The sequence below is a fragment of the Nonomuraea sp. NPDC049646 genome (assembly GCF_044465525.1).
Taxonomy (GTDB): Bacteria; Actinomycetota; Actinomycetes; order Streptosporangiales; family Streptosporangiaceae; genus Nonomuraea.
This window is the reverse complement of the sequence record NZ_JBITLU010000019.1, coordinates 87,899-110,191: the sequence shown is the minus strand read 5'-3', so window position 1 is coordinate 110,191 and position 22,293 is coordinate 87,899. Positions and strand designations below refer to the sequence as shown.

Sequence of the window (22,293 nt, the reverse complement as noted above, 5' to 3'; positions counted from 1 at the left end):
GGCTCAGGCCCCGGCCGGATGTCAGCAGGGAAACTCGGCCGGGGAAGTCGGCGGTAGAGCTCAGCGGGGGTAGAGGCGGAAGGCGACCGCCGGGCGGCCGTCGAAGCGTTCGGCGGCTTCCCGCGCGGAGCCCTCGATCAGCTCGCGGGCGTAGACCTCCGGGGCCTGGTCGGTGAGGGCCTCGATGTAGGCGCGGTGCTCCAGCAGCGACCGCACGCCCCGCTCCAGCCCGTCGGTGACGTCCACGGCGTGGGTGGGGGAGTTGGAGCCGGCGACGGCGACCCAGCGCACGCCGTTCCAGGGCGCGGCGTCGGTGTCGGGAAATATCCAGCGATTTCCGGCGTCTCCGGCGGCGTCCAGCACGGCCCGGCCCACCGCCCGGTGGTCGGGCGTGTTCCAGTACGTGCCGCCCCACGTGTCGTCGGGGTTGAGAGTGATCACCAGCTCCGGGCGGTGCCTGCGGATGGCGGCGGCGATGTCCCTCCTGAGCGCCGTCCCGTACTCGACGACCCCGTCGGCGTGGTCGAGGAACTCCACGGTGGTCACCCCGACCACGGCGGCGCTGGCCCGCTCCTCGCGCTCGCGCACCGGCCCGCACGCGGCCGGGTCGAGCGTGTCGATTCCCGCCTCGCCGCGGGTGGCGATCAGGTACGAGACCTCGCGCCCGGCGTCGGTCCAGGTGGCGACGGCGGAGGCGCAGCCGTACTCCAGGTCGTCGGGGTGGGCCACGACGGCCAGGGCGCGCTGCCAGTCGGCGGGCATGGGTTCGAGTTGCTGTGCCATGCCCTCACCTTAGGCCCGTCGCGAAGGGCGGGGGATCACGCCGGAAGGGCATGCCCTCGGCGCGGGGACCTATGCTGCTGGGTATGCACGATCAGGCAGGGGCCGGGGCGCCCGACAACTTCCAGCGGCTGTGGACCCCGCACCGCATGGCCTACATCAAGGGCGAGAACAAGCCGACGGGCACCGGGCCGGGCGACGGCTGCCCGTTCGACGAGATCCCCCGGATGAGCGACGAGGACGGCCTGATCGTGGCGAGGGGAGAGGTCGTGTACGCCGTCCTCAACCTCTACCCGTACAACTCCGGCCACCTGATGGTCGTGCCCTTCCGGCACGTGTCCGGCTACGACGAGCTGACCTCGGCCGAGGTCGCCGAGCTGGGCGAGTTCACCCAGCGGTCGCTGCGCGCGCTGCGCAAGGCCAGCGGCGCCCAGGGCTTCAACGTGGGCATGAACCTGGGCCAGGTCGCGGGCGCAGGCATCGCCGCCCACCTGCACCAGCACGTCGTGCCGAGGTGGGGCGGCGACACCAACTTCATGCCGGTCGTGGCGCAGACGAAGGTGCTGCCCCAGCTCCTGCACGACACCCGGCAACTGCTGGCCGACGCCTGGGAGGGCTAGCGACCCCGGTCGCGGGCCCACAGCGCGCGGCGCCGGTCGGCGGCGTCGATCCAGGGCCCGCCGCCCGAGCTGTCAGTCGCCGGTGTGGGCCAGGCGGGCGGGGGCGGGGGACTCGGCCGGCTGTTCGCGGCCGAGCGCGCCGATGCCCGCCGCGAGCAGCAGCGGCACGGCCAGCGCCAGAGCCATCGACAGCACCGCGGCGCCCGAGTCGTTGACCAGCATCCCGATCACCCCGCTGACCAGCGTGCCGATCAGGCCGGCGCGCAGGGCGGGGGAGTGGCGGAACGCCGCGGGCACCACGCCCGCGCTGGCCTGCTCGGGCCGCAGGATCGCGTAGACGAGGAAGGCCACGGCCGCGATCACGATGGGCATGAGGTTGGGGCTGAGCAGCGTGGCCAGCATGGCCTGGAGCTTGCGGAAGATCACCTCGAACGCCTCGCCGCTGAGCACCTGGCCGACGAACCGGCCCAGGTGCGTCTGCTCGTCGGGCGGACGCAGGTAGTTGAGCACGGCGAACGTCATCACGATCACCGCCCCGGCCACGCAGAACGCCCCCAGCTTCACGATCGACACCCGCTTGCCGGCCACCAGCAGCGCGGTCACCGCGATGCCCGGCACGAACGCGATCACGCCGCCGAAGTCGCTGCCCATGCCCGAGCCGCCCAGCACCATCGCGAACGCCCCGAGCACCACGATCGCGGCCACCCCGGGCCGCCCCGGCCAGCGGTGGGCGATCACGGTGGTGGCCAGCAGCGTGCCGGTGGCCAGCAGCGCGAACGGGATGTTGCCCAGGCCGTAGTAGCGGGCCCCGACCTCGGCGCTGTAACCCATGACGCTGTTGAGCTGCAACGTCGTGCCCGTCAGCAGATCGCCGGCGAGCGTGAGCGCGGTGACGCCGGCCACCACGGCGAGCGGGCCGAGCGGACGGCGCCGCCAGGGCCCGGCGAAGGCCAGCCCGGTGATCACGACGACCCAGCCCAGCACCCCCGCGACCAGTTGCGGCAGGGACGACCAGGGCAGCAGGTTGACCAGGTAGCTGGAGACCGGCAGGGCGGCCAGCGCGACCGCGGCCAGGCGCACCGGCGACAGGCCCTTGCGCCGCCGCAGCAGCAGGAACGCGACCACGTAGAACAGCACCTGCAACACCGCCACGACGGTGAAGTAGACGCCCTTGACCGACCGGATGGCCTGCGCGGTCGCGTCGGCCCGGCGCAGCCGATCGATCGTCGCGCCGGTCTCGCCCAGCTGCAGCGGCACCCCGACGACCGTGGCCGGCGCCGGCACCCCGAGCCGGGCCAGCACGGTCGCGGTCAGGTCGGGCAGGATCGAGATGTCGGCGCGGCGGGTCGAGGCCGCGCCCAGCAACCGCCCCTGCGCCCCCGGCTCACGCAGCGCGGCCACCCGCAGGTGGGGCACGGAACCGTGGTCGGACAGGCCGGCGAGCAGCACGGTGGTGCCGGGCGGCAGGATCGACAGCAGCGCGCCGGCCTTGGCGTCGGCCAGGCGCAGCGCGTCGCGGCGCTCCTTGGGGCCGAGCTGCTCGGGCACCTTGGGCAGCTTGCCACCGGCCAGGTAGGGGTGGACGAGGTCGTCGACGTCCATGGCGGTGAGCGGGCACTGCTCCAGGTCGGCCGTGCGGACCTGGAGCGGGGAGGCGTGGTAGCGCTGCACCGCGCCCTGCCGGTCGGCCAGCGCGAGCGCGGCTCCGGGGCCGATCGCGATCGAGCACCGGCCCGCGGCCTTCAGCGCCTCGCCCAGCATGCCGGCGTTGCGCTGCCCGGCCACGTCGATGAGGTAGCGGTAGTCGGGGATGACCGCGCCCGCGCCCCGGGTCTCGGGGGCGGGCGGCGCGCCGCAGGCGTATCCGGCGGCCGACCTGGTGCCGGCCGACACCGTGAGCCAGCCGTCGTAGGGGCAGGTGATGTTGCTGACCGTGCGCACCGACAGCGAGCCGATCGCGCTGCCGCGCGTCAGCTCCCACAGGTTGGGGGCGTCGGCCTGGTCGACGTCGTCCCAGCCGAGGCCGGGGACGCCGATGAGCGCCACCCTGCCCGCGCCGGGAGCCGAGCCTTCGGCCGTGGCCGTGCCCTGCAGGCCGAGCAGTACGGAACCGGCCAGAACGGCCAGCACCACGAGCGCGCGCCTCACCCCGACGACCTCCCGCGATCGATGACGTCCGTGGCACGCTAGAGCACCTCGCGATCCGGCGCCACCGGTTCCCCTACCTTCTCACGGGCGGCGGCGGGCGCGGTCCGTCAGGCGCGCACGGGGGTGAGCCAGTGGCGGTAGCGGTCGTCGCGCCCGTGCACGGCCGCGTCGTAGGCGTCGGCCAGCTTGCCGGTGACCGGCCCGGGGCCGCCGAACTCGCAGTGGTCGACCGCGCTGACGTGCACGATCCCGGCCGCCGTGCCGCAGACGAAGATCTCGTCGGCCGTGTACAGGTCGGTGCGCAGCAGATCCTCCCTGGTGACCGTCAGCCCCAGGTCGGCGGCCAGCCGCGCGACGGTGTCCTGCGTGATGCCCTCCAGCGCGCCGGCGTGCGGCGGAGGCGTGGTCAGGACGCCGTCGCGCACGACGAAGACGTTGGCGCCGGTGCACTCGCTGACGTTGCCGGCCGCGTTCAGCAGCACCGCCTCGTCGAAGCCCGCCTGCAGGGCCTCGGACTTGGCCATCACCGAGTTCAGGTAGGGACCGGTGGCCTTGGCCGCGGTCGGCGTCACCCGGTGGTCGTTGCGCTGCCAGGAGCTGGTCATCAGCCGCACGCCCGCCTCCAGCAGCGCCCCCCACTCCCAGGACGCGATCGAGACCACCGTCGGGCAGCCGCGCGCCGCCACGCCCATCTCGCCGTAGCCGCGGTGGGCCAGGTGGCGGATGTAGCACGAGGACTGGCCGTTGGCCGCGACCGTGGCCAGCGTGGCCGCGCGCAGCTCCTCCAAGGTGTACGGCAGCGGCATCCCGATGATCCGCGCGCTGCGCGCCAGCCGCCGCAGGTGCTCGTCCAGCCGGAACACCGCCGGGCCGTCCGGCGTGTCGAAGGCCCTGGTGCCCTCCAGCACGGCGGTGCCGTAGTGCAGGGCGTGCGTCAGGACGTGCACGCGGGCCTCGCCCCAGGGCACCAGCTCGCCGTCCATCCAGATGTGCTCGGCTTCGCGCATCGTGCCGCTCCTCTCCGTAAATGGCCGCTAACGATCACAAGATGTAGGCCAATTCATTGATAAGTGGCACAGTAACCGGATAATAGTGGCGTGGGAAGAGAAGAAGACCTTGTCGCCCTGGTCCGCGACCGGCTCCGGCTCCACGAGGGCACGGCCAGCCGGCGGCTCGCGGGAGCGCTGACCGACCTGGCCCAGACCGGCGCCATCGCCCCTGGCACCCGCCTGCCCTCCGAGCGCGACCTGGCCCAGGCGGTCGGGCTCAGCCGCGGGACGGTCGCCGCCGCCTTCAACGCCCTGTGCGAGGAGGGCCTGTGCGAACGCCGGCACGGCAGCGGCACGTACGTGCTGGGCGTCCCGACGTTCGGCGGCCTGCTCCAGGGCGGCGCGGTGCTGGCCGACCTGTCGACCTCGGTCGTCCCCGACCCCTCGCACCTGGCGGTGCCCCCGCTGGACGCCGCCGCCCTGATGCGCGCGCCGAGCGGCCACGGCTACGACGCCATGGGCGACTCGCGGCTGCGCGCCGTCCTGGCCGCCCTGGACCCCGGGCCGCACCGCGAGATCCTGGTGACCTCGGGAGCCCAGCAGGGCATCGACCTGGCGACCCGGGTGCTGCTGCGGCCCGGCGACCGCGTGCTGGCCGGCGACCCGGCCTACGGGGGCGCGCTCAGCGTGTTCCGGCGCGCGGGGGCCCACGCCGTCCCCGTGGACCTCGCCGACCCGGACGCCGTGCGCGACGCGCTGGCCCGCCACCGCCCGGCCGCCGTGTACGCGCTGCCCGTGGACAACCCGACCGGCCGCGTGGCCGACCTGCGGCACGTGGCCGAGCTGGCCGCGGCGGCGGACGTCCCGCTGGTGGAGGACCGGACCCTCGCGCCCGTGGTGTTCGACGGCCGGACGCCGCCGGAGCCGCTGGCCCTGGCCCATCCGCACGGCACGGTGACGGTGGGCTCGTTGTCGAAGGTGTTGTGGGGCGGCCTGCGGGTGGGCTGGCTCACCGCCCCCGAGCCGCTGCTGGCCCGGCTGCTGGAGGCCAAGCTCGACGCCGACCTGGCCACCAGCGCCGTCTCCCAGCGGCTGGCCGCCGACCTGCTCGACGGCGACCCCGTGCCGGCCTGGCTCGCCGAGCTGGCCCGCCGCCGCGACCACTTCACCGCCGCGCTGTCCGCGCGCCTGCCGTCGTGGACCTGGTCACGCCCGCAGGGCGGCCTGTCGGTGTGGGCCCGCCTGCCGGGCGCCGACACCGACAGGTTCGCCGCGGCGGCCCGCGAGCAGGGCGTGGCCGTCGCCCCCGGCTCCCTGTTCTCCCCGGACGGCCGCCACCGCGACCGCCTGCGCCTCAGCTTCGCCCTGCCGCCCGCCCTCCTCGACCAGGCGGTCGCCGCCCTGGTCCGCGCCTGGGCGCAGACCGGCCGCTGAGCATCCGGAACACGGCGACGCCACGCCCGGATCCCGGGCGTGGCGTCGGCGGGCGGGACGGCGGGACGGTCTCAGCCCACCTTGACCTTCACCGGCTTGCTCTCGTGGTGCTGGCGGTCGAGCGAGGTGATCAGGTACGTGCCCGGCTTGGCCGAGTACGACGCCGTCGTCACCACGGCCGCCAGGTTGCGGGCGTCGGTGGTGTGGCAGTCCTTGCCCGACTCCGGCACCCGGTACACCGCGTAGGCCCGCGCCCCCTCGGACGGCGTCCAGGACACGGTGGAGCCGCTCGCCTTGACGCCGGCCGGCTTGCCGGGAGCCTCGCCGCCGCGGTCCTCCATGATCGGCAGCAGCGCCGGACGGCTGTAGTGCTCCTTGGCCACCCGGTCGATCGCGCCGAGCGGGTTGGTCAGGAGCTGCTTGGCGCTGAAGTAGATGTCGCCGTCGACCTGCTCGTAGCGCCGGTTCACCGTCAGGTGCGCCGACAGCTCGCCCGGGTTGGCCCAGGCGGCGTTGGTCTTGGTGCCGACCTGGTAGAGCGCCTGGCCGATGTAGAGCTGGACGCCGGTGCCCTTGACCGCGCCCGCCCACCAGGCCGTCAGCGTCTTGTAGTCGGCCGCCTTGAAGCCGCGCGGCCAGTAGAGCTGCGGGGCGACGTAGTCGACCGTGCCGTCCTGGATCCAGGAGCGGGCGTCGGCGTAGATGGAGTCGTAGGCGGACATGCCGGCCGTGGCCGACCCGTCGGGGTCGTTGGACTTGTTGCGCCAGATGCCGAACGGGCTGATGCCGAACTTCACGTGGTTCTTCGTGTCGTGGACGGCCGCGTCGACCTTGGCCACCAGCTTGTTCACGTTGTGGCGGCGCCAGTCGGCCAGCTTCTGGCCCTTGCCGTACTTGGCGAAGGCGGCCTTGTCGTCGAACGTGCCGCCGCCGCCCGGATAGGGGTAGAAGTAGTCGTCGAAGTGCACGCCGTCGACGTCGTAGCGGCTGACCACGTCGGTGATGACCTTGGTGACGTGCTCGCGCACCTGCGGCAGGCCGGGGTTGTAGTAGAGGCCGCCGCCGTACGTGACCGTCCAGTCGCGGTGCTGCCGGGCCGGGTGGTTCGCCGGGAGCTTGGACAGGTCGGCGCTCTCGGCCGCGCGGTAGGGGTTGAACCAGGCGTGGAACTCCAGGTTGCGCTTGTGGGCCTCGTCGATGAGGAACGGGAGCGGGTCCCAGCCCGGGTCCTTGCCCGCGGTGCCCGTCAGGTACTGCGACCAGGGCTCCAGCGAGGAGCGGTAGAGCGCGTCGGAGGCGGGCCGGACCTGGACGAAGACGGCGTTGAGATTGCGCTTGACCGCGCTGTCGAGGATCTTGACGTACTCGGCCTTCTGGCGGGCCTGGCCGAGGCCGGCGCGCGAGGGCCAGTCGATGTTCTTGACCGTCGCGATCCACACCCCGCGCAGCTGGCGCTTGGGGTAGCGGGGGTCGGGCTTGCAGGCCGCGGTCGCCTCGGCGGCGGCGGTGGCGGTGGTCGTCGTCTTCTTGGTCGCTGCGGGGCTCTCGGTCGCGCCGGGGCCGAACACGTAGGCGGCGCTGGTGGTCACGACCGCGAGGGCTGCAGCGGCTAGGAGTGGGCGTCCAGTTCGCATAGTGCAACCCAGTCTGGCAGTTGCTCCCGCGTGATCGGACCCGAAAAAAGAAATGCAGTCGTGATGCTTCTGTTACGAAACGGTAGATGTGGTGATCAAACGTGCGGGCCGGGAGGGACATGCCGCCCTCCCGGCTCAGCGCCGCTCACCCCGTACCCTTCACTCGGTGGCCGCCACCTTGCTCGCCAGGTTCGGCGGCAGCGGCTCGTAACGCAGGAACGTGCGCGTGAACGTCCCGGTGCCGTGCGACATCGAGCGCAGGTCGATGGCGTAGCGGGTGATCTCCAGCTCGGGCACCTCGGCCTTGACCAGCGTGCGCCCGGTGCCCACCGGCTCGGTGCCGAGCACGCGCCCGCGCCGCGAGGACAGGTCGGACATCACCGAGCCCACGTAGTCGTCGGCCACCAGCACCGACAGCTCGTCCACCGGCTCCAGCAGCAGGGTCGGGACCTTGGAGGCCGCCTCCTTCAGCGCGAGCTGGCCGGCGATCTGGAAGGCCATGTCGGAGGAGTCGACCGAGTGGGCCTTGCCGTCGTAGAGCGTGACGCGCACGTCCACCATGGGGTAGCCGGCCACCACGCCGCGCTCCATCTGGGCCCGCACGCCCTTCTCCACCGACGGGATGAACTGCCGGGGCACCACCCCGCCGACGATCTTGTCGACGAACTCGAACCCGCCGCCCGAGGGCAGGGGCTCGACCTCCAGGTGGCAGATCGCGTACTGGCCGTGGCCGCCGGTCTGCTTGACGTTGCGGCCCATCGCCTGGCACCGGCCGCCGAACGTCTCGCGCAGCGGCACCCGCAGCTCGATCCGCTCGACCTCGACGCCGTGCCGGTTGGCCAGCCGGTCGAGCAGCACGTCGGTGTGCGCCTCGCCCATGCACCACAGCACGAGCTGCCTGGTCTCGGCGTTGTTCTCCAGGCGCAGCGTCGGGTCCTCGGCCACCAGCCGGCCGAGCGCCTGGGCCAGCTTGTCCTCGTCGGCCTTCGACTTGGCCCTGATCGCCACCGGCAGCAGCGGCTCGGGCATCTGCCAGGACGTCATCAGCAGCGGACGCTCCACCTCCGACAACGTGTCGCCGGTCTCGGCCCGCGACAGCTTGGCCACGGCCACGATGTCCCCGGCCGAGCCCTTGGCCGCCGGGCGCTGGGTCTTGCCCAGCGGGCTGGTCAGCGTGCCGATGCGCTCGTCGACGTCGTGGTCCTCGTGCCCGCGGTCGGCCAGGCCGTGCCCGGAGACGTGCACGGTCATGTCGGGGCGCAGCGTGCCGGAGAAGACGCGGACGAGGCTGATGCGGCCCACGTACGGGTCGCTGGTGGTCTTGACGACCTCGGCCACGAGCGGGCCGTCGGGGTCGCAGGCGATGCCGCCGACCGGCTTGCCGGACAGGTCGGTGATCTCGGGCATCGGGTGTTCCAGCGGCGAGGGGAAGCCCTGGGTCACCAGCTCCAGCAGCTCCGTCATGCCCACGGCGTGGCCGTCGCCGAGCCCGCTGCACAGCACCGGGAAGAAGCTGCCTCGGGCGACCGCCTTCTCCAGGTCGTCCACCAGGACCTTGGTGTCGATGGGCTCGCCCGCCAGGTAGCGGTCCATGAGCGACTCGTCCTCGCTCTCCTGGATGATGCCCTCGATCAGCTCGCCGCGCCGCTCCTCGATCTGCGCCTCGTACTCGGCGCCCGGCTCCTTCTCGGTGCGGGCGCCGGTCGCGTAGTTGTAGAACTTCTGCGACAGCAGCCCGATCAGGCCGTTGACGTGCCCGTTGGTGATCACCGGCAGGTAGAGCGGGGCGACGCCGTCGCCGAAGACGTCCTGGCAGGTGGCCAGCACCTCGTCGAAGTCGGCGCGCTGGTGGTCGATCTTGGTGATCACCACCGCCCTGGGCATGGCGACCTGGGCGCACTCCTCCCAGAGCATCTGCGTGAGCCCGTCGATCCCCTCCGAGGCCGACACGACGAACAGGGCGGCGTCGGCGGCGCGCAGCCCCGCGCGCAGGTCGCCGACGAAGTCGGCGTAACCCGGGGTGTCGAGCAGGTTGATCTTGATGCCGTTGTGCACGAGCGGCGCCAGCGCCAGGTTGACCGACCGCTGCTGGCGCACCTCGACCTCGTCGAAGTCGCTGACCGTGTTGCCGTCCTCCACCCGGCCCGGCCGCTGGACGGTGCCCGTCGCCGCGAGCAGCTGCTCGACCAGGGTGGTCTTGCCCGCTCCCGAGTGGCCGACCAGCACGACGTTGCGTATCGCATCCGCCCTGTCGGCCGTGGGTGCCCTGCCCGCGGCTCCCATGGCCCCGCCGGAGTTCCTATCCGCCACTTCGCCTCCCACGTCGTCGGTGCATCCAACGCCGCGCCCGCGCGGAGGGTGTCAGGAACCGCATGGACGCGGTGTGTTCACCAAATACCCCTGTGGCGAATATCACAAGGGGTGCGGGGCAAAGAAAGTGGCCGCTCACGTGATGGCCTACGATCGGACCGCGATGCTCAAACTCCTGCGACCGGCCATGACCCGGATACTCACCCCGCTGGGCAGGGCTCTCGTCGGCCGCGGGATCGGCCCGAACGCCGTCACGGCGATCGGCACCCTCGGCACGGTGATCTCGGCCCTGCTCCTGTTCCCGCTCGGCCAGCTGGCCTGGGGGGCGCTGCTCATCACCGTCTTCGTGCTGTTCGACCTGCTCGACGGCGTCGTGGCCCGGCTGGGCGGCAAGGGCGGCACCGTCTGGGGCGCCTTCCTCGACTCCACGCTCGACCGGGTGGCCGACGCCGCCATCTTCGCCGGCCTGATCCTGTACTTCGTCGCCGCGGGCGACACGCTGATGGCCGGCGTGACGCTGGCCTGCCTCGTCGCCGGGTCCCTGGTCTCCTACGCCAAGGCCAGGGCCGAGGGCCTCGGGCTCACGGCGGACGTGGGGCTGGCCGAGCGTCCCGAGCGGCTGGTCGTGGCCCTGGTCGCGACCTTCTTCTCGGGGGTCGGGGTGCCGTACGTGCTGCCGCTCGGGATGTGGCTGCTGGCGGCGGCCTCCACCATCACCGTCGTGCAGCGGGTCGTGCACGTCCACCGGCAGACGAGGGAGCGATGAGCGAGAAGACCTCCATCGGCGACCGCCTCGTGGCGGCGGGGTTCGCGGCGGGCTGGAAGCTGGTCCCGCTGCTGCCCCAGCGGCCCACGGCGGCGGTCTTCCGCCTCCTGGCCGACCGGGTGTGGCGCAAGCGCGGCAAGTCCGTGCGCCGCCTGGAGTCCAACCTGGCCAGGGTCACCGGCATCGACGCCGGCAGCGCGGAGCTGCGCGAGCTGAGCAGGGCCGGCATGCGCTCCTACTTCCGCTACTTCCACGAGGTCTTCCGCCTGCCCTCGATCCCGCGGCCGGAGATCGTCCGGCGCACCCACGTCATCGGGGCCGAGCACATCCACGACACCCTGGCCACGGGCCGGGGCGTGGTGCTGGCCCTGCCGCACATGGGCAACTGGGACGCGGCGGGCGCCTGGCTGGTCGGCGTCGGCCACCCGTTCACCACGGTCGCCGAGCGGCTGAAGCCCGAGTCGCTGTTCCGCCGCTACGTCGCCTTCCGCGAGGGGCTCGGCATGGAGGTGCTGCCGCTCACCGGCGGCGACGGCCACAACTTCGGCACCCTCGCCGGCCGCGTCCGCAAGGGCGGCGTGGTCTGCCTGCCCGCCGAGCGCGACCTGACCAAGAGCGGCATCGAGGTGCGCTTCTTCGGCGCCGCCACCAAGGTGCCGGCCGGGCCGCCGCTGCTGGCCGTCCAGACCGGCGCCGCGCTGCTGCCGGCCACCGTCTACTTCGTGGGCGACGACTGGGGCATCCACATCCACGAGGAGATCCCGGTGCCCGCCGAGGGCACCCGGCAGGAGAAGGTGGCGGCCGTCGCCCAGGCCATGACGGACGTCTTCGAGAAGGGCATCGCCGAGCACCCGGAGGACTGGCACATGTTGCAGCGGCTCTGGCTGGAGGACCTGCCGAGATGAAGGTCGGCATCGTCTGCCCCTACTCCTGGGACATGCCCGGAGGGGTCAAGCAGCACATCGACGACCTGGCCCAGGCGCTGATGGCGCAGGGGCACGACGTCTCGGTCATCGCGCCCGCCGCCGACGACGACGAGCTGCCCCCGTACGTGACGGGCGCCGGCCGGGCGGTGCCGGTGCCCTACAACGGGTCGGTGGCCCGGATGTCGTTCGGGTTCCTGTCGGCCGCGCGGGTGCGGCGCTGGGTGCGTACGGGCGACTTCGACGTGCTGCACATCCACGAGCCGCTGATCCCGAGCCTCGGCGTGCTGGCCTGCTGGGCGGCCAGGGGGCCGATCGTGGCCACCTTCCACGCCTCCTTCACCCGCTCGCGCGCCATCGCGGTGGCCGAGCCGCTGCTGCGCAGCGCGCTGGAGAAGCTGAGCGGCCGCATCGCGGTCTCCGACGCGGCGCGCAAGAGCCTGGTCGAGCAGTTCGGCGGCGACACCGTGCTGATCCCCAACGGGGTGACCGTGGCCCGCTACACCGAGGCCGAGCCGCTGCCCGGCTGGGGCCCCGACGGCGCCACGATCGGCTTCCTCGGCCGCATGGACGAAGAGCGCAAGGGCCTGCCGATCCTGCTCGACGCCTTCAACGCCCTGGCCGCCGAGCGTCCCGGACTGAAGCTGCTCATCGCCGGGCCCGGCGACGCCAAGGACGTCTACGACAAGGTGCCCAAGCCCTTCCACGAGCGGGTCACCGTGCTCGGCATGGTGAGCGAGGCCGACAAGATCCGCGCCTACCACTCGGTCGACGTCTTCTGCGCCCCCAACACAAGGGGCGAGAGCTTCGGCATCGTGCTGGCCGAGGCCATGGCGTCGGGGGCGACGGTGCTGGCCAGCGACATCCCGGCCTTCCGCAAGGTGCTGGGCGAGGGGCAGGCCGGCGCGCTGTTCGCCAACGGCGACGCCGCCTCGCTCGCCCGCGAGGCCGCCGCGCTGCTCGACGCCCCCGAGCGGCGCGCCAAACTGGCCGCCGAGGCGCTGGTGGCGGTCAGGAAGTACGACTGGTCCACCGTCGCCCGCGACGTGGTGCGCGTCTACGAGACGGTGACCACCAGCGGCGCGGGCCGGGTGGAGGAAGACCTGTGACCGCCCGCCGAGAGCTCCTGTAGGGAACCCCTGTGACATCCACCATGATCGTGCTGATCGTGGGCATCGTCGTCGTGCTCACGGCCGTCTACATCTCCTGGCGCGCGGGCCGGCTCGACCGCCTGCACATCCGGCTCGAACTGGCCCGCGAGGCGCTGGACGCCGCTCTGATGCGGCGCCGGGCCGTGGTGCTCGAACTGGCCGGCTCGCGGCTGCTCGACCCCGCGACCTCGCTGGTGCTGGCCGCCGCCGCCCACGAGGCCAGGATCGCCGGGCCGGAGGAGCGCGAGCACGCCGAGAGCGACCTGTCGCGGGCGCTGCGGGCCGCGGCCGACCAGGAGCGCTTCCGGGAGAAGCTGGCCGAGGCGCCCGGCGGCGGCGACCTGCTGGAGGAGCTCGACGCGGCGGTGGCCAAGGTGGTCTATTCGCGCCGGTTCTATAACAACGCGGTCGGGGTCACCCGTACGGCGCAGCGGCGCTGGCTGGCCAGGACGCTGCGGCTGGCCGGGCACACCGAGTTCCCGGAATTCTTCGAGATTGATGACAATCCGCCCGCAACTATGTCGCCTGAATGACCAAATGTGGGGAGGCCGGTAAGCTTCTCCCGATTTCTGGGCAAAGGCGAGGAGTTGTTGCAAGGTGCGGCTATCCCGGATGATCTCGGTGACTCTGGCAGGGGCGGCCGTGCTGGGGCCCGTCGCGGCCTGCTCGTCCGACGAGCCGCCCGCGCCCGGCAAGGCGCCGCAGGCGGCCACCGCCGCCCCCTCCGAGGAGCCCACCGAGAAGGCCGAGGGGCACCCGTTCACCGGGCAGCCGTTCGATGAGCTCAAGCCGGTGCTCGCGGTGAAGATCGAGAACACCGCCGCGGGCAAGCCCCAGCTCGGGCTCAAGAGCGCGGACGTCGTCTACGTCGAGCAGGTCGAGGCCGGCCTGACCCGGCTCATGGCGATCTTCTCCTCGAAGATCCCGGCCAAGGTGGGCCCGGTGCGCAGCGCCCGCATCTCCGACCTGCACATCGTCCCGCAGTTCGGCAAGCCGGCGTTCGCCTACTCCGGCGCGCAGACCAAGATGTTGCCGTTCATCGCCAAGGCCCCGCTGTACGACGTGGGCGACACCCGCAACCCCGGCGCCTACTTCCGCCAGCCCGGCCGCTACGCCCCCTACAACCTGTTCGCCAACACCAGGAAGCTGCTGTCGGGCGCCCCCAAGGCCACCGAGGCCAAGGACATCGGCTTCACCTTCGGCGACGCGCCCGCCGAGGGCGGCGTGGACAAGAAGTCCTACACCGTCAGATGGCCCGCCGCGCGTTTCACCTTCGCCTGGTCGGAGGCCAAGAAACAGTGGCTGATCTGGCAGGACGGCAAGAAGGACATGGCGGCCGAGGGCGGCCAGCTCGGCGCGCCCACGATCGTCGTGCAGTACACCAAGACCGAGCGCTCGCAGTTCCACGACTTCCACCAGAGCTACACCCCGCTCGTGCACACCACCGGCAAGGGCAAGGCCGTCGTGCTGCGCGACGGCAAAGCCTACGCGGCCAACTGGGAGCGGGAATCGGAGGAGACCGGTACGACGTTCACCACTGAGAGCGGCGAGCCGATGAACTTCGCCCCCGGCCAGGTCTGGATCGCGCTCGCCAGCCGCAAGCCCGTCACCCCTTAGATGACCGTTCTGTACAACTTGAGCGGCAAATCCTGACATCGTGGCATGTCGGGGGAGGGGTCCATCAGGACCTACGATGGGTTTGATAACTTACCGTCCGCCCTGAGAGCCCGTGAGGAAGACCGTGTCCAGCACGCCTGAAAGCACCCCCGTCACCGGAACGGCCCGCGTCAAGCGCGGCATGGCCGAGATGCTCAAGGGTGGCGTCATCATGGACGTCGTCACCCCCGAGCAGGCCAAGATCGCTGAGGATGCCGGCGCCGTCGCCGTCATGGCCCTTGAGCGCGTGCCCGCCGACATCCGCGCCCAGGGCGGCGTGTCCAGGATGAGCGACCCCGACATGATCGACGGCATCATCGCCGCCGTGTCGATCCCCGTCATGGCCAAGGCCCGCATCGGCCACTTCGTCGAGGCCAAGGTCCTGCAGTCGCTCGGCGTCGACTACGTCGACGAGTCCGAGGTGCTCACCCCGGCCGACTACGCCAACCACATCGACAAGTGGCAGTTCACCGTGCCCTTCGTCTGTGGCGCCACCAACCTGGGCGAGGCCCTGCGCCGCATCACCGAGGGCGCGGCCATGATCCGCTCCAAGGGCGAGGCCGGCACCGGCGACGTCTCCAACGCCGTCACCCACATGCGCACGATCCGCGCCGAGATCAAGCGCCTCACCACGCTGGCCGAGGACGAGCTGTACGTGGCCGCCAAGGAGCTGCAGGCCCCCTACGAGCTGGTCGCCGAGGTCGCCAGGAGCGGCAAGCTGCCGGTCGTGCTGTTCACCGCGGGCGGCATCGCCACCCCGGCCGACGCCGCCATGATGATGCAGCTCGGCGCCGAGGGCGTGTTCGTCGGCTCGGGCATCTTCAAGTCGGGCGACCCGGCCAAGCGCGCCGCGGCCATCGTCAAGGCCACCACGTTCTACGACGACGCCGACGTCGTCGCCAAGGTCTCGCGCGGTCTCGGCGAGGCCATGGTCGGCATCAACGTCGACGAGATCCCGCAGCCGCACCGGCTGGCCGAGCGCGGCTGGTGAACCGGCGCGTCGCCGCAGGCCGGCGGCCCGCGACAGGTCCATGATCGTCATGTGACGATGAAAAGCTTCGTAAGAGGCGGCATTCGCGAAGGATGTCGCCTCTTTCGTGTTGTCCGCGGTTCACCGGCCTGTCATGAGACTCGGTCAGGCTACGGGCGTCCCTCACCCTTGATCGTCCCGAGGAGCGCACCGTGTCCCAGCTGAACCGACGGCACTTCCTGGTCACCGGCCTGGCGGCGGGCGCCGCCGCGGCGATTCCCGCCACGGCGGCGAGCGCCGAGCCCGGCCCCGCGACTGAGACCGCCACTGAGACAGCCACTGAGAGCGCGCAGGCACTGGCCTCGCGCGGGCTGTCCACCGACCCGTTCACGCTCGGCGTGGCCTGCGGCGACCCCGACCACGAGGGGTTCGTGCTGTGGACCAGGCTGGCGCAGAACCCGCTGGCCGAGGACGGCTTCGGCGGCATGCCGCAGCGCCCGTTCCCGGTGCGGTGGCAGGTCTACGCCGACGAGCGCGGGCGGCGCGTCGTCCGGTCGGGGGTGGCCGTCGCCGTGCCGGAGTGGGGGCACAGCGTGCACGTCGAGGTCGACCGGCTGAGCTCGGACCGGGACTACTGGTACCGCTTCCGCGTCGGCCCGTACGTCTCGCCCATGGGACGCGCGCGCACGGCCCCGCACCCGCTGTCCTACGGCGGCGCGCTGTCGATGGCCTTCGTCTCCTGCGCCCAGTACGAGCACGGCTGGTTCACCTCCTACCGCAGGCTGGCCGAGGAGCACCCGGACCTGATCCTGCACCTGGGCGACTACCAGTACGAGTACACCAAGGACACCTACACCATCCCGGGCGGCAACGTCCGCGACCACGAGGGCCCCGAGACCGAGACCCTGGCCGGCTACCGCCAGCGGCACGCCCAGTACAAGGCCGACCCCGACCTGCAGGCCGCGCACGCCGCCGCGCCCTGGCTGGTCGTCTGGGACGACCACGAGCTGGACAACAACTGGGCCGACGAGGTGCCGGAGAAGCCGGAGGTGCCCCAGCCGGACTTCCTGGCCCGCCGCGCCGCCGCCTTCCGCGCCTACTACGAGAACATGCCGCTGCGCCGCACGTCGATCCCGCGCGGCATCGACATGCAGCTCTACCGGCGGATCCGGTGGGGCAGGATGGCCACCTTCCACATGATGGACACCCGCCAGTACCGCGACGACCAGGGCTGCGGCGACGGCTACCGCGACTGCCCGGCCGCCGTGGGCCCGGCGCGCTCGATCACCGGCGCCGCGCAGGAGCAGTGGCTGATCGACGGCTTCCACCGCTCGCGCGCCCAGTGGGACATCCTGGGCCAGCAGGTGTTCTTCGCCCAGCGCGACAACAACGCCGGCCCCGCCAAGATCACCTCGATGGACGCCTGGGACGGCTACGTCGCCTCCCGCCGGCGCATCACCCAGGGCTGGGTGGACGCCGAGGTCCGCAACCCGGTGGTGCTGACCGGCGACGTGCACGCCCACTGGGCCAGCGACCTCAAGCTCGACTACGACGACCCGACCGGGCCCACCGTGGGCTCGGAACTCGTGGCCACCTCCATCACCACGGGCGGCGACGGCGCGGACTCCGACCCGGCGACGCATCCGTACCTGACGATCAACCCGCATCTGAAGTTCTACAACAACCAGCGCGGATACGTGCTGACGAAGATCGAGCGCGACCTGCTCACGGCCGACTTCAAGGTCGTGCCGCAGGTGCGCGAGCCTGGGGCTCAGGCGTACACGCGGGCGACGTTCGTGGTGGAGGACCGGGTGCCGGGGGTGCGGCAGACGTACCTGCGGCCGCTGGACCCGGCGATCGGCGCCAGGAAGCAGGTGACGGTGGAGGACACCGTCCGGCTGGAGACCGAACGCCCGTAGCCCTGAGGCAGGCGGCGTCCCCGGGGGCTGGGGCGCCGCCTTTTCTTCGCCCGGAATATTAGCCAGGCTAAGTTAGTTGGGCTAAGTATGAGGGACGATCCCACCCAGATGGCCGAGCAGGTCTCCAAGGTGCTGCGCCACCTGGTCCTGCTGCTGCGCCGCTCCAGCGCCGGCCAGCCCGTCACCACCCAGCAGTACGCCGTGCTCGGCTCGCTCGAGCACGGCCCGCGCCGGATGACCGAGCTGGCCGAGGAGCACGCCGTCCAGTTGCCCACCATGACCGTGCAGATCAACCGGCTGGAGTACGCGGGCCTGGTGGCGCGCGGCTCCGACCCGGCCGACGCCCGCGTCAGGACGGTCGAGCTCACCGGCGAGGGCCGCGACCGGCTGCACGCCGTGCGCCGGGCCAGGATCGCCCGCCTCGCCCAGGACCTGGCCGCGCTCACCGACGACGAGCGCGACGTGCTCGCCGCGGCGCTGCCCGTCCTGGCCAAGCTCGGCATCGACAGAACCACCCAGTAAGGGGACAACATGCAAACCGGCGGCGGAATCCTGCGCCAGCCGATGTCCGTCTGGGCCACCGCGTTCGCCGCGGTCGTGGCCTTCATGGGCATCGGCCTCGTCGACCCCATCCTGCCCTCCATCGCCCAAGGGCTGCACGCCACGCCCAGCCAGGTGTCCCTGCTGTTCACCAGCTACTTCCTGGTCACCGCCGTGGCCATGCTGATCACCGGCTGGGTCTCCAGCCGCATCGGCGGCAAACGCACACTGCTGGCCGGGCTGGCGCTGGTCGTGGTGTTCGCCGCGCTGGCCGGCACCTCCGGCAGCGTCGCCGAGCTCGTCGGCTTCCGCGCCGGCTGGGGTCTCGGCAACGCCCTGTTCGTGGCCACCGCGCTGGCCGTCATCGTCGGCGCGGCCAGCGGCGGCGCGGAGTCGGCCATCATCCTGTACGAGGCCGCGCTCGGTCTCGGCATCTCCGCCGGCCCGCTGGTCGGCGCGCTGCTCGGCGACTGGAACTGGCGGGCGCCGTTCTTCGGCACCGCCACCCTGATGGCCGCCGGTTTCGTGCTGATCGCCACCCTGCTCAGGACGGGGCCGAAACCCGCGGTCAGGACCAGGCTCAGCGCCCCCATCCGGGCCCTGGCCCACGGCGGGCTGTCCACGACCGCCTTCACCGCCCTGTTCTACAACTTCGCCTTCTTCACGATCCTCGCCTTCACCCCGTTCATCCTGCACATGTCGCCGTACGGCATCGGCGCGGTGTTCTTCGGCTGGGGCGTCTGCGTGGCGCTGGCCTCGGTGTTCGGCGCGCCGCCGCTGCAGCGCAGGATCGGCTCGGTGAACGTGCTGCACCTGGCCCTGGGCCTGCTCGCGATCTTCCAGGTCGGCATCGCCGTGTCGGGGACGGCCGGGGCGCACACCGGGATCATCGTGTTCACCGTCCTGTCCGGCATCCCGATCGGGCTGAACAACACCGTCTTCACCGAGTCGGCCATGGAGGTCTCCGACGCCCCGAGGCCCGTCGCCTCGGCCGGGTACAACTTCGTGCGCTGGATGGGCGGCGCGCTGGCGCCGTTCGTCGCGACCAAGCTCGGCGAGGAGATCGGCATCGCCGTCCCGTACGTCGTCGGCGCCGCCTGCTGCGCGATCGGCATGGCCTTCCTGTACGCCCGCCGCCACCACCTGAGCGCCCTGGCCCGCGTGGACGCCGTCCAGGCCGCCGCCTGACCGGGCTTTTACGCCAGAGTGCGCTGGCAGGAAGATGCCGGGCCATCATGGTGTTGAATTGTCGGAAACCGGACCTTGACGGAAGGATCGCTGTGCCCACGATCGGTGTACTCGCTCTCCAGGGGGACGTGCGCGAGCATGCGCGCATGCTCCAGGAGGCCGGCGCGTCGGCCGTCGCCGTGCGCCGCCCCGCCGAGCTCGACGCGGTCGACGGCCTGGTGATCCCCGGCGGCGAGTCGACCACCATGTGGAAGCTCGCCGACACCTTCGACATGCTGGAACCGCTGCGGATGCGGATCAAGGAGGGCCTGCCCGCCTACGGCTCGTGCGCCGGCATGATCATGCTGGCCGACCGCATCGAGGACGGCATCGAGGGCCAGCAGACCATCGGCGGCATCGACATGGTGGTCAGGCGCAACGCCTTCGGCCGTCAGGTGGACTCGTTCGAGTCGGACCTGGACTTCGCGGGCGGACGCGTACACGCTGTGTTCATCCGTGCTCCGTGGGTGGAATCGGTCGGTGCCGACGTTCAGGTGCTGGGCACGGCCGAGCCTGGGGATAGGATCGTCGCGGTCCGTCAAGGGCCGTTGCTCGCGACCTCGTTCCACCCCGAGCTGACCGGGGACACGCGCGTGCACCGTTACTTCGTAGACATGGTGAGGGAGCTCTAGGTAATGTCCGGCCACTCCAAATGGGCGACGACGAAGCACAAGAAGGCCGCGCTCGACGCCAAGCGCGGCAAGCTGTTCGCGAAGCTCATCAAGAACATCGAGGTGGCGGCACGGACCGGTGGCCCTGACCCGGACGCCAACCCCACACTCTTCGACGCCATCTTCAAGGCCAAGAAGAACTCCGTGCCCAACGACAACATCGAGCGGGCGCGCAAGCGCGGCGGCGGCCTGGAGGCCGGCGGCGCCGACTGGCAGACCATCATGTACGAGGGCTACGCGCCTGGCGGCGTCGCGGTGCTCATCGAGTGCCTCACCGACAACCGCAACCGCGCCGCCTCCGAGGTCCGCGTCGCGCTGACCCGCAACGGCGGCTCGCTGGCCGACCCGGGCTCGGTGTCGTACATGTTCAACCGCAAGGGCGTCGTGATCGTGCCCAAGAACGGCCTCGACGAGGACACCGTCCTGATGGCCGTGCTCGACGCGGGCGCCGAAGAGGTCAACGACATGGGCGACTCCTTCGAGGTCGTCTCCGAGGCCGGCGACCTCGTGCCGGTCCGCAAGGCGCTGCAGGAGGCGGGCATCGACTACGACTCGGCCGAGTCGAGCTTCCTGCCCACCATGAGCGTGCCGCTCGACGAGGAGGGCGCCAAGAAGGTGTTCCGCCTGATCGACGCGCTGGAGGACAGCGACGACGTCCAGAACGTCTACGCCAACTTCGACGTCTCCGACGACGTCCTGGCCGCCCTGGACTGACCCCGCGCCACCGAGGGCCCGGGGGCGACTCCGGGCCTTCGCTCTTTCCGGGGCCGGTTTCCGCCCCTGACCTGGCACTTGCCGGGCACTTGCCGGGCCCGGGGGTGTTCGACACCAAATGCCCACCCGGCCGTTACGCGTGCGCCCGCGCCCCGACGCGGCTAGGGTCGGGCGACGTGAATTCCCCCATCCCACCGACCCCGGTCCCCATGCCCCCGGCCGCCCGGCCCCCGGCGCCCTACCGCGCGCTGGGCTGGCTGCTGGCCGTGCCCGCGCTGCTCGGCACCCTGATCACGCTGGTCCTGCCGACGGTCCAGACGATCGTGCTCAGCCTGCACAGCGGCGGCGTGCTGCAGCCGAGCAGGTTCGTGGGCCTGGACAACTACGGCAAGGTGCTGGGCGGGGAGGACTTCTGGCGGGCGCTGGGCTTCACGCTCTCGCTGACCGTGGGGCCGCTGCTGGTGGCCGTGGTCGTGGGGCCGCTGCTCGCCCTGGCGCTCGACCGCGGCGGCCCCGTGGTGCGGCGCGCGGGCCTGGTCGCGATGTCGCTGGCGATCGTCACGTTCTCGCCGATCGGCGTGGCGGCGGCCTGGCTGCGCGGGACGTCGCCCGACGGTCCGGGCCTCGCCACCCTGGTCGAGGGCCTGCGGGACCCCGCCACGGCCCCGGGGACGCTGCGGCTCGTCGTCGTGGCCGCCACCTTCGGGGTGGTGTGCGCGCTGGCGCTGACGGCGTTCCTGCCCGCGCTGCGCGGCGGCACCGCCGGGCGCGCCACGCTCGTGGTGGGGGTGCTGGTGGCGCTGGCGACCATCGCCGTGGGGGCGCAGGCGTTCTCGATCGGCATGGCGCTCACCCGGGGAGGCCCTGAGCGCGCCACACAGACCCTCGCGGGCCTCCAGTACGACTTCGCCTTCAGAATGGCCCAGTTCGGCCCTGGGGCGGCCGTCGCGGCCCTGACGGGCGTGCTTCTCGGCGGGCTCGGCGTCGTCGCGGTGGTCGTCGCGGTGGCCGCCCGCCTCCGTGTCACCCTGCTGCCGAAGCGGGATCGGCGTGGAGCGTTCCCCGACCCGGGCTCCGGGCCCGCGCGGGCCGGCGGCGGTGGCGTCGTCGTCGGCGTCGTCGCGCTGGTGCTGGTGGTGGCCGTCGGGCTGGTCTGCGCCTGGCCGTGGATCTCCGGCGTGCTCGCGGGCGGCGACGGCGCCGGCTCCGGCGGGCTGCGCGCGCAGGTCAACACGTGGGTCCCGGCCGTGGCCGGCGCGCTGGTGTCGGTCGGCGTCGCCTACCTGGCCGCCCTCGGCATCGGCGGCCTGCGTCCCCTGGGCGCGCGCAGCGAATGGCTGCTGCTGCCGTTCGCCCCCTGGCTGTTCGTCGGCACCGGGCCCCTCGGCGTGGCCGACTGGCAGAACATGCGCAACCTGCGCCTCGTGGACACCTTCTTCGCCCTGTTCCCGCCGCTGCTGGTCAGCGTCCCGGCGCTGCTGGTGCTGACGCTGCTGTGCAAGGGGCTGGCCGAGCGCGACGACAGGGACTTCTTCGGCGGCGTCCTGCTGCCGTCGCTGCCCATGGCGGGCGTGCTGGCCGGCGCCGTCACGCTGGTCAACGCCCAGGACGTGCTCTGGCCGCTGCTGGTGGCCCAGAGCCCGGAGCTGTTCACCGTGCCCGTCACGCAGCTGGGCCGGCTCGGCGGCTTCCACGGCGTCCCCGACGTCGGCGGGAGCACCCCGCTGGTCGTCGTCGCCGTCGCGCTGGCCGCGGTCGTGGCCGCTCAGCTCCGGTACCTCGACAGGCTCGCCATCAGCGTAAACGGTTCGCGACCCGCCCGTACCAGCCCGTAGGTTGAG

Annotated in this window: 19 protein-coding genes; 14 read left to right on the top strand and 5 right to left on the bottom strand. The window is 72.2% G+C overall.

Annotation, left to right across the window (positions count from 1 at the left end):
- Positions 1 to 60: 60 nt before the first annotated feature.
- Entirely contained in the window at positions 61 to 783 is a 723-nt protein-coding gene (locus ACIBQ8_RS41470; protein WP_397194768.1) for a PIG-L deacetylase family protein, read from the bottom strand.
- A gap of 83 nt (positions 784 to 866) precedes the next feature.
- Between ACIBQ8_RS41470 and ACIBQ8_RS41465 the strand changes: the two genes are divergently transcribed.
- Positions 867 to 1,400 carry an HIT family protein gene (locus ACIBQ8_RS41465; RefSeq protein WP_397194767.1) on the top strand — a complete coding sequence of 178 codons (534 nt, stop codon included), beginning with the start codon at positions 867 to 869 and terminating at the stop codon, positions 1,398 to 1,400.
- 72 nt (positions 1,401 to 1,472) lie between these two features.
- Here ACIBQ8_RS41465 and ACIBQ8_RS41460 read toward each other — a convergent pair whose 3' ends face one another.
- Together ACIBQ8_RS41460 and ACIBQ8_RS41455 are read right to left on the bottom strand one after the other, a co-directional pair.
- Positions 1,473 to 3,548, bottom strand: a complete 2,076-nt coding sequence (locus tag ACIBQ8_RS41460; RefSeq protein ID WP_397194766.1) for a hypothetical protein — start codon at positions 3,546 to 3,548, stop codon at positions 1,473 to 1,475.
- A gap of 107 nt (positions 3,549 to 3,655) precedes the next feature.
- Complete coding sequence (locus ACIBQ8_RS41455) at positions 3,656 to 4,555, bottom strand: branched-chain amino acid transaminase (RefSeq protein WP_397194765.1); 900 nt, start codon at positions 4,553 to 4,555, stop codon at positions 3,656 to 3,658.
- A 90-nt stretch (positions 4,556 to 4,645) separates the two neighbouring features.
- Here ACIBQ8_RS41455 and ACIBQ8_RS41450 point away from each other — a divergent pair, with 90 nt between their 5' ends.
- A complete protein-coding gene (locus ACIBQ8_RS41450) occupies positions 4,646 to 5,971 on the top strand; it encodes a PLP-dependent aminotransferase family protein (RefSeq protein WP_397194764.1) in 1,326 nt (441 codons plus the stop codon).
- A 71-nt stretch (positions 5,972 to 6,042) separates the two neighbouring features.
- Here the strand turns inward: ACIBQ8_RS41450 and ACIBQ8_RS41445 are convergent, their stop codons facing one another.
- Both ACIBQ8_RS41445 and ACIBQ8_RS41440 read right to left on the bottom strand, forming a co-directional pair.
- Complete coding sequence (locus ACIBQ8_RS41445; protein WP_397194763.1) at positions 6,043 to 7,560, bottom strand: glycoside hydrolase family 10 protein; 1,518 nt, start codon at positions 7,558 to 7,560, stop codon at positions 6,043 to 6,045.
- Positions 7,561 to 7,764: 204 nt separating this feature from the next.
- Positions 7,765 to 9,888: an elongation factor G-like protein EF-G2 gene (locus ACIBQ8_RS41440; RefSeq protein WP_397175463.1), complete on the bottom strand. Its 2,124-nt coding sequence runs from the start codon at positions 9,886 to 9,888 to the stop codon at positions 7,765 to 7,767.
- A 190-nt stretch (positions 9,889 to 10,078) separates the two neighbouring features.
- Between ACIBQ8_RS41440 and pgsA the strand changes: the two genes are divergently transcribed.
- The 12 genes from pgsA (at position 10,079) to ACIBQ8_RS41380 (ending at position 22,287) form a co-directional block, all read left to right on the top strand.
- Positions 10,079 to 10,681 (top strand): phosphatidylinositol phosphate synthase, encoded by a 603-nt coding sequence (gene pgsA / locus ACIBQ8_RS41435; RefSeq protein ID WP_397175324.1) that lies wholly within the window; start codon positions 10,079 to 10,081, stop codon positions 10,679 to 10,681.
- On the top strand, positions 10,678 to 11,586 hold the full coding sequence (locus ACIBQ8_RS41430; RefSeq protein WP_397194762.1) for a phosphatidylinositol mannoside acyltransferase: 909 nt from the start codon (positions 10,678 to 10,680) through the stop codon (positions 11,584 to 11,586). Before pgsA ends, ACIBQ8_RS41430 begins: the two co-directional genes overlap by 4 nt.
- Positions 11,583 to 12,713, top strand: coding sequence for a glycosyltransferase family 4 protein (locus ACIBQ8_RS41425; protein ID WP_397175327.1), 1,131 nt, complete (start codon positions 11,583 to 11,585; stop codon positions 12,711 to 12,713). The genes ACIBQ8_RS41430 and ACIBQ8_RS41425 overlap by 4 nt, the downstream gene beginning before the upstream one ends.
- Before the next feature lie 32 nt (positions 12,714 to 12,745).
- On the top strand, positions 12,746 to 13,288 hold the full coding sequence (locus tag ACIBQ8_RS41420; RefSeq protein ID WP_352322557.1) for a hypothetical protein: 543 nt from the start codon (positions 12,746 to 12,748) through the stop codon (positions 13,286 to 13,288).
- Between the two features lie 79 nt (positions 13,289 to 13,367).
- The gene (locus ACIBQ8_RS41415; RefSeq protein ID WP_397175330.1) at positions 13,368 to 14,372 is read left to right on the top strand and encodes a DUF3048 domain-containing protein; all 1,005 of its coding nucleotides are present in this window, start codon (positions 13,368 to 13,370) and stop codon (positions 14,370 to 14,372) included.
- 112 nt (positions 14,373 to 14,484) lie between these two features.
- Entirely contained in the window at positions 14,485 to 15,402 is a 918-nt protein-coding gene (pdxS, locus tag ACIBQ8_RS41410; RefSeq protein WP_358285734.1) for a pyridoxal 5'-phosphate synthase lyase subunit PdxS, read from the top strand.
- A 191-nt stretch (positions 15,403 to 15,593) separates the two neighbouring features.
- Complete coding sequence (locus ACIBQ8_RS41405) at positions 15,594 to 17,300, top strand: alkaline phosphatase D family protein (RefSeq protein ID WP_397194761.1); 1,707 nt, start codon at positions 15,594 to 15,596, stop codon at positions 17,298 to 17,300.
- An 87-nt stretch (positions 17,301 to 17,387) separates the two neighbouring features.
- Complete coding sequence (locus ACIBQ8_RS41400) at positions 17,388 to 17,822, top strand: MarR family transcriptional regulator (RefSeq protein WP_352361412.1); 435 nt, start codon at positions 17,388 to 17,390, stop codon at positions 17,820 to 17,822.
- A gap of 9 nt (positions 17,823 to 17,831) precedes the next feature.
- On the top strand, positions 17,832 to 19,028 hold the full coding sequence (locus ACIBQ8_RS41395; RefSeq protein ID WP_397194760.1) for an MFS transporter: 1,197 nt from the start codon (positions 17,832 to 17,834) through the stop codon (positions 19,026 to 19,028).
- A 47-nt stretch (positions 19,029 to 19,075) separates the two neighbouring features.
- Positions 19,076 to 19,699: a pyridoxal 5'-phosphate synthase glutaminase subunit PdxT gene (pdxT, locus tag ACIBQ8_RS41390; protein WP_397175336.1), complete on the top strand. Its 624-nt coding sequence runs from the start codon at positions 19,076 to 19,078 to the stop codon at positions 19,697 to 19,699.
- Positions 19,700 to 19,702: 3 nt separating this feature from the next.
- Positions 19,703 to 20,452 carry a YebC/PmpR family DNA-binding transcriptional regulator gene (locus ACIBQ8_RS41385; protein WP_352322550.1) on the top strand — a complete coding sequence of 250 codons (750 nt, stop codon included), beginning with the start codon at positions 19,703 to 19,705 and terminating at the stop codon, positions 20,450 to 20,452.
- A 176-nt stretch (positions 20,453 to 20,628) separates the two neighbouring features.
- Positions 20,629 to 22,287 (top strand): carbohydrate ABC transporter permease, encoded by a 1,659-nt coding sequence (locus tag ACIBQ8_RS41380; protein WP_397194759.1) that lies wholly within the window; start codon positions 20,629 to 20,631, stop codon positions 22,285 to 22,287.
- Positions 22,288 to 22,293: the final 6 nt, after the last annotated feature.

Excerpts from the sequence above, each read along its gene's own strand:
- ACIBQ8_RS41455 (WP_397194765.1), bottom strand. The coding sequence starts at position 4,555 with ATGCGCGAAGCCGAGCACATCTGGATGGACGGCGAGCTGGTGCCCTGG.
- ACIBQ8_RS41385 (WP_352322550.1), top strand. The coding sequence starts at position 19,703 with ATGTCCGGCCACTCCAAATGGGCGACGACGAAGCACAAGAAGGCCGCG.
- ACIBQ8_RS41415 (WP_397175330.1), top strand. The coding sequence starts at position 13,368 with ATGATCTCGGTGACTCTGGCAGGGGCGGCCGTGCTGGGGCCCGTCGCG.
- ACIBQ8_RS41465 (WP_397194767.1), top strand. The coding sequence starts at position 867 with ATGCACGATCAGGCAGGGGCCGGGGCGCCCGACAACTTCCAGCGGCTG.
- ACIBQ8_RS41470 (WP_397194768.1), bottom strand. The coding sequence starts at position 783 with ATGGCACAGCAACTCGAACCCATGCCCGCCGACTGGCAGCGCGCCCTG.
- ACIBQ8_RS41440 (WP_397175463.1), bottom strand. The coding sequence starts at position 9,888 with ATGGGAGCCGCGGGCAGGGCACCCACGGCCGACAGGGCGGATGCGATA.
- ACIBQ8_RS41400 (WP_352361412.1), top strand. The coding sequence starts at position 17,388 with ATGAGGGACGATCCCACCCAGATGGCCGAGCAGGTCTCCAAGGTGCTG.
- ACIBQ8_RS41430 (WP_397194762.1), top strand. The coding sequence starts at position 10,678 with ATGAGCGAGAAGACCTCCATCGGCGACCGCCTCGTGGCGGCGGGGTTC.
- pdxT (WP_397175336.1), top strand. The coding sequence starts at position 19,076 with ATGGTGTTGAATTGTCGGAAACCGGACCTTGACGGAAGGATCGCTGTG.
- ACIBQ8_RS41425 (WP_397175327.1), top strand. The coding sequence starts at position 11,583 with ATGAAGGTCGGCATCGTCTGCCCCTACTCCTGGGACATGCCCGGAGGG.
- pgsA (WP_397175324.1), top strand. The coding sequence starts at position 10,079 with ATGCTCAAACTCCTGCGACCGGCCATGACCCGGATACTCACCCCGCTG.
- ACIBQ8_RS41395 (WP_397194760.1), top strand. The coding sequence starts at position 17,832 with ATGCAAACCGGCGGCGGAATCCTGCGCCAGCCGATGTCCGTCTGGGCC.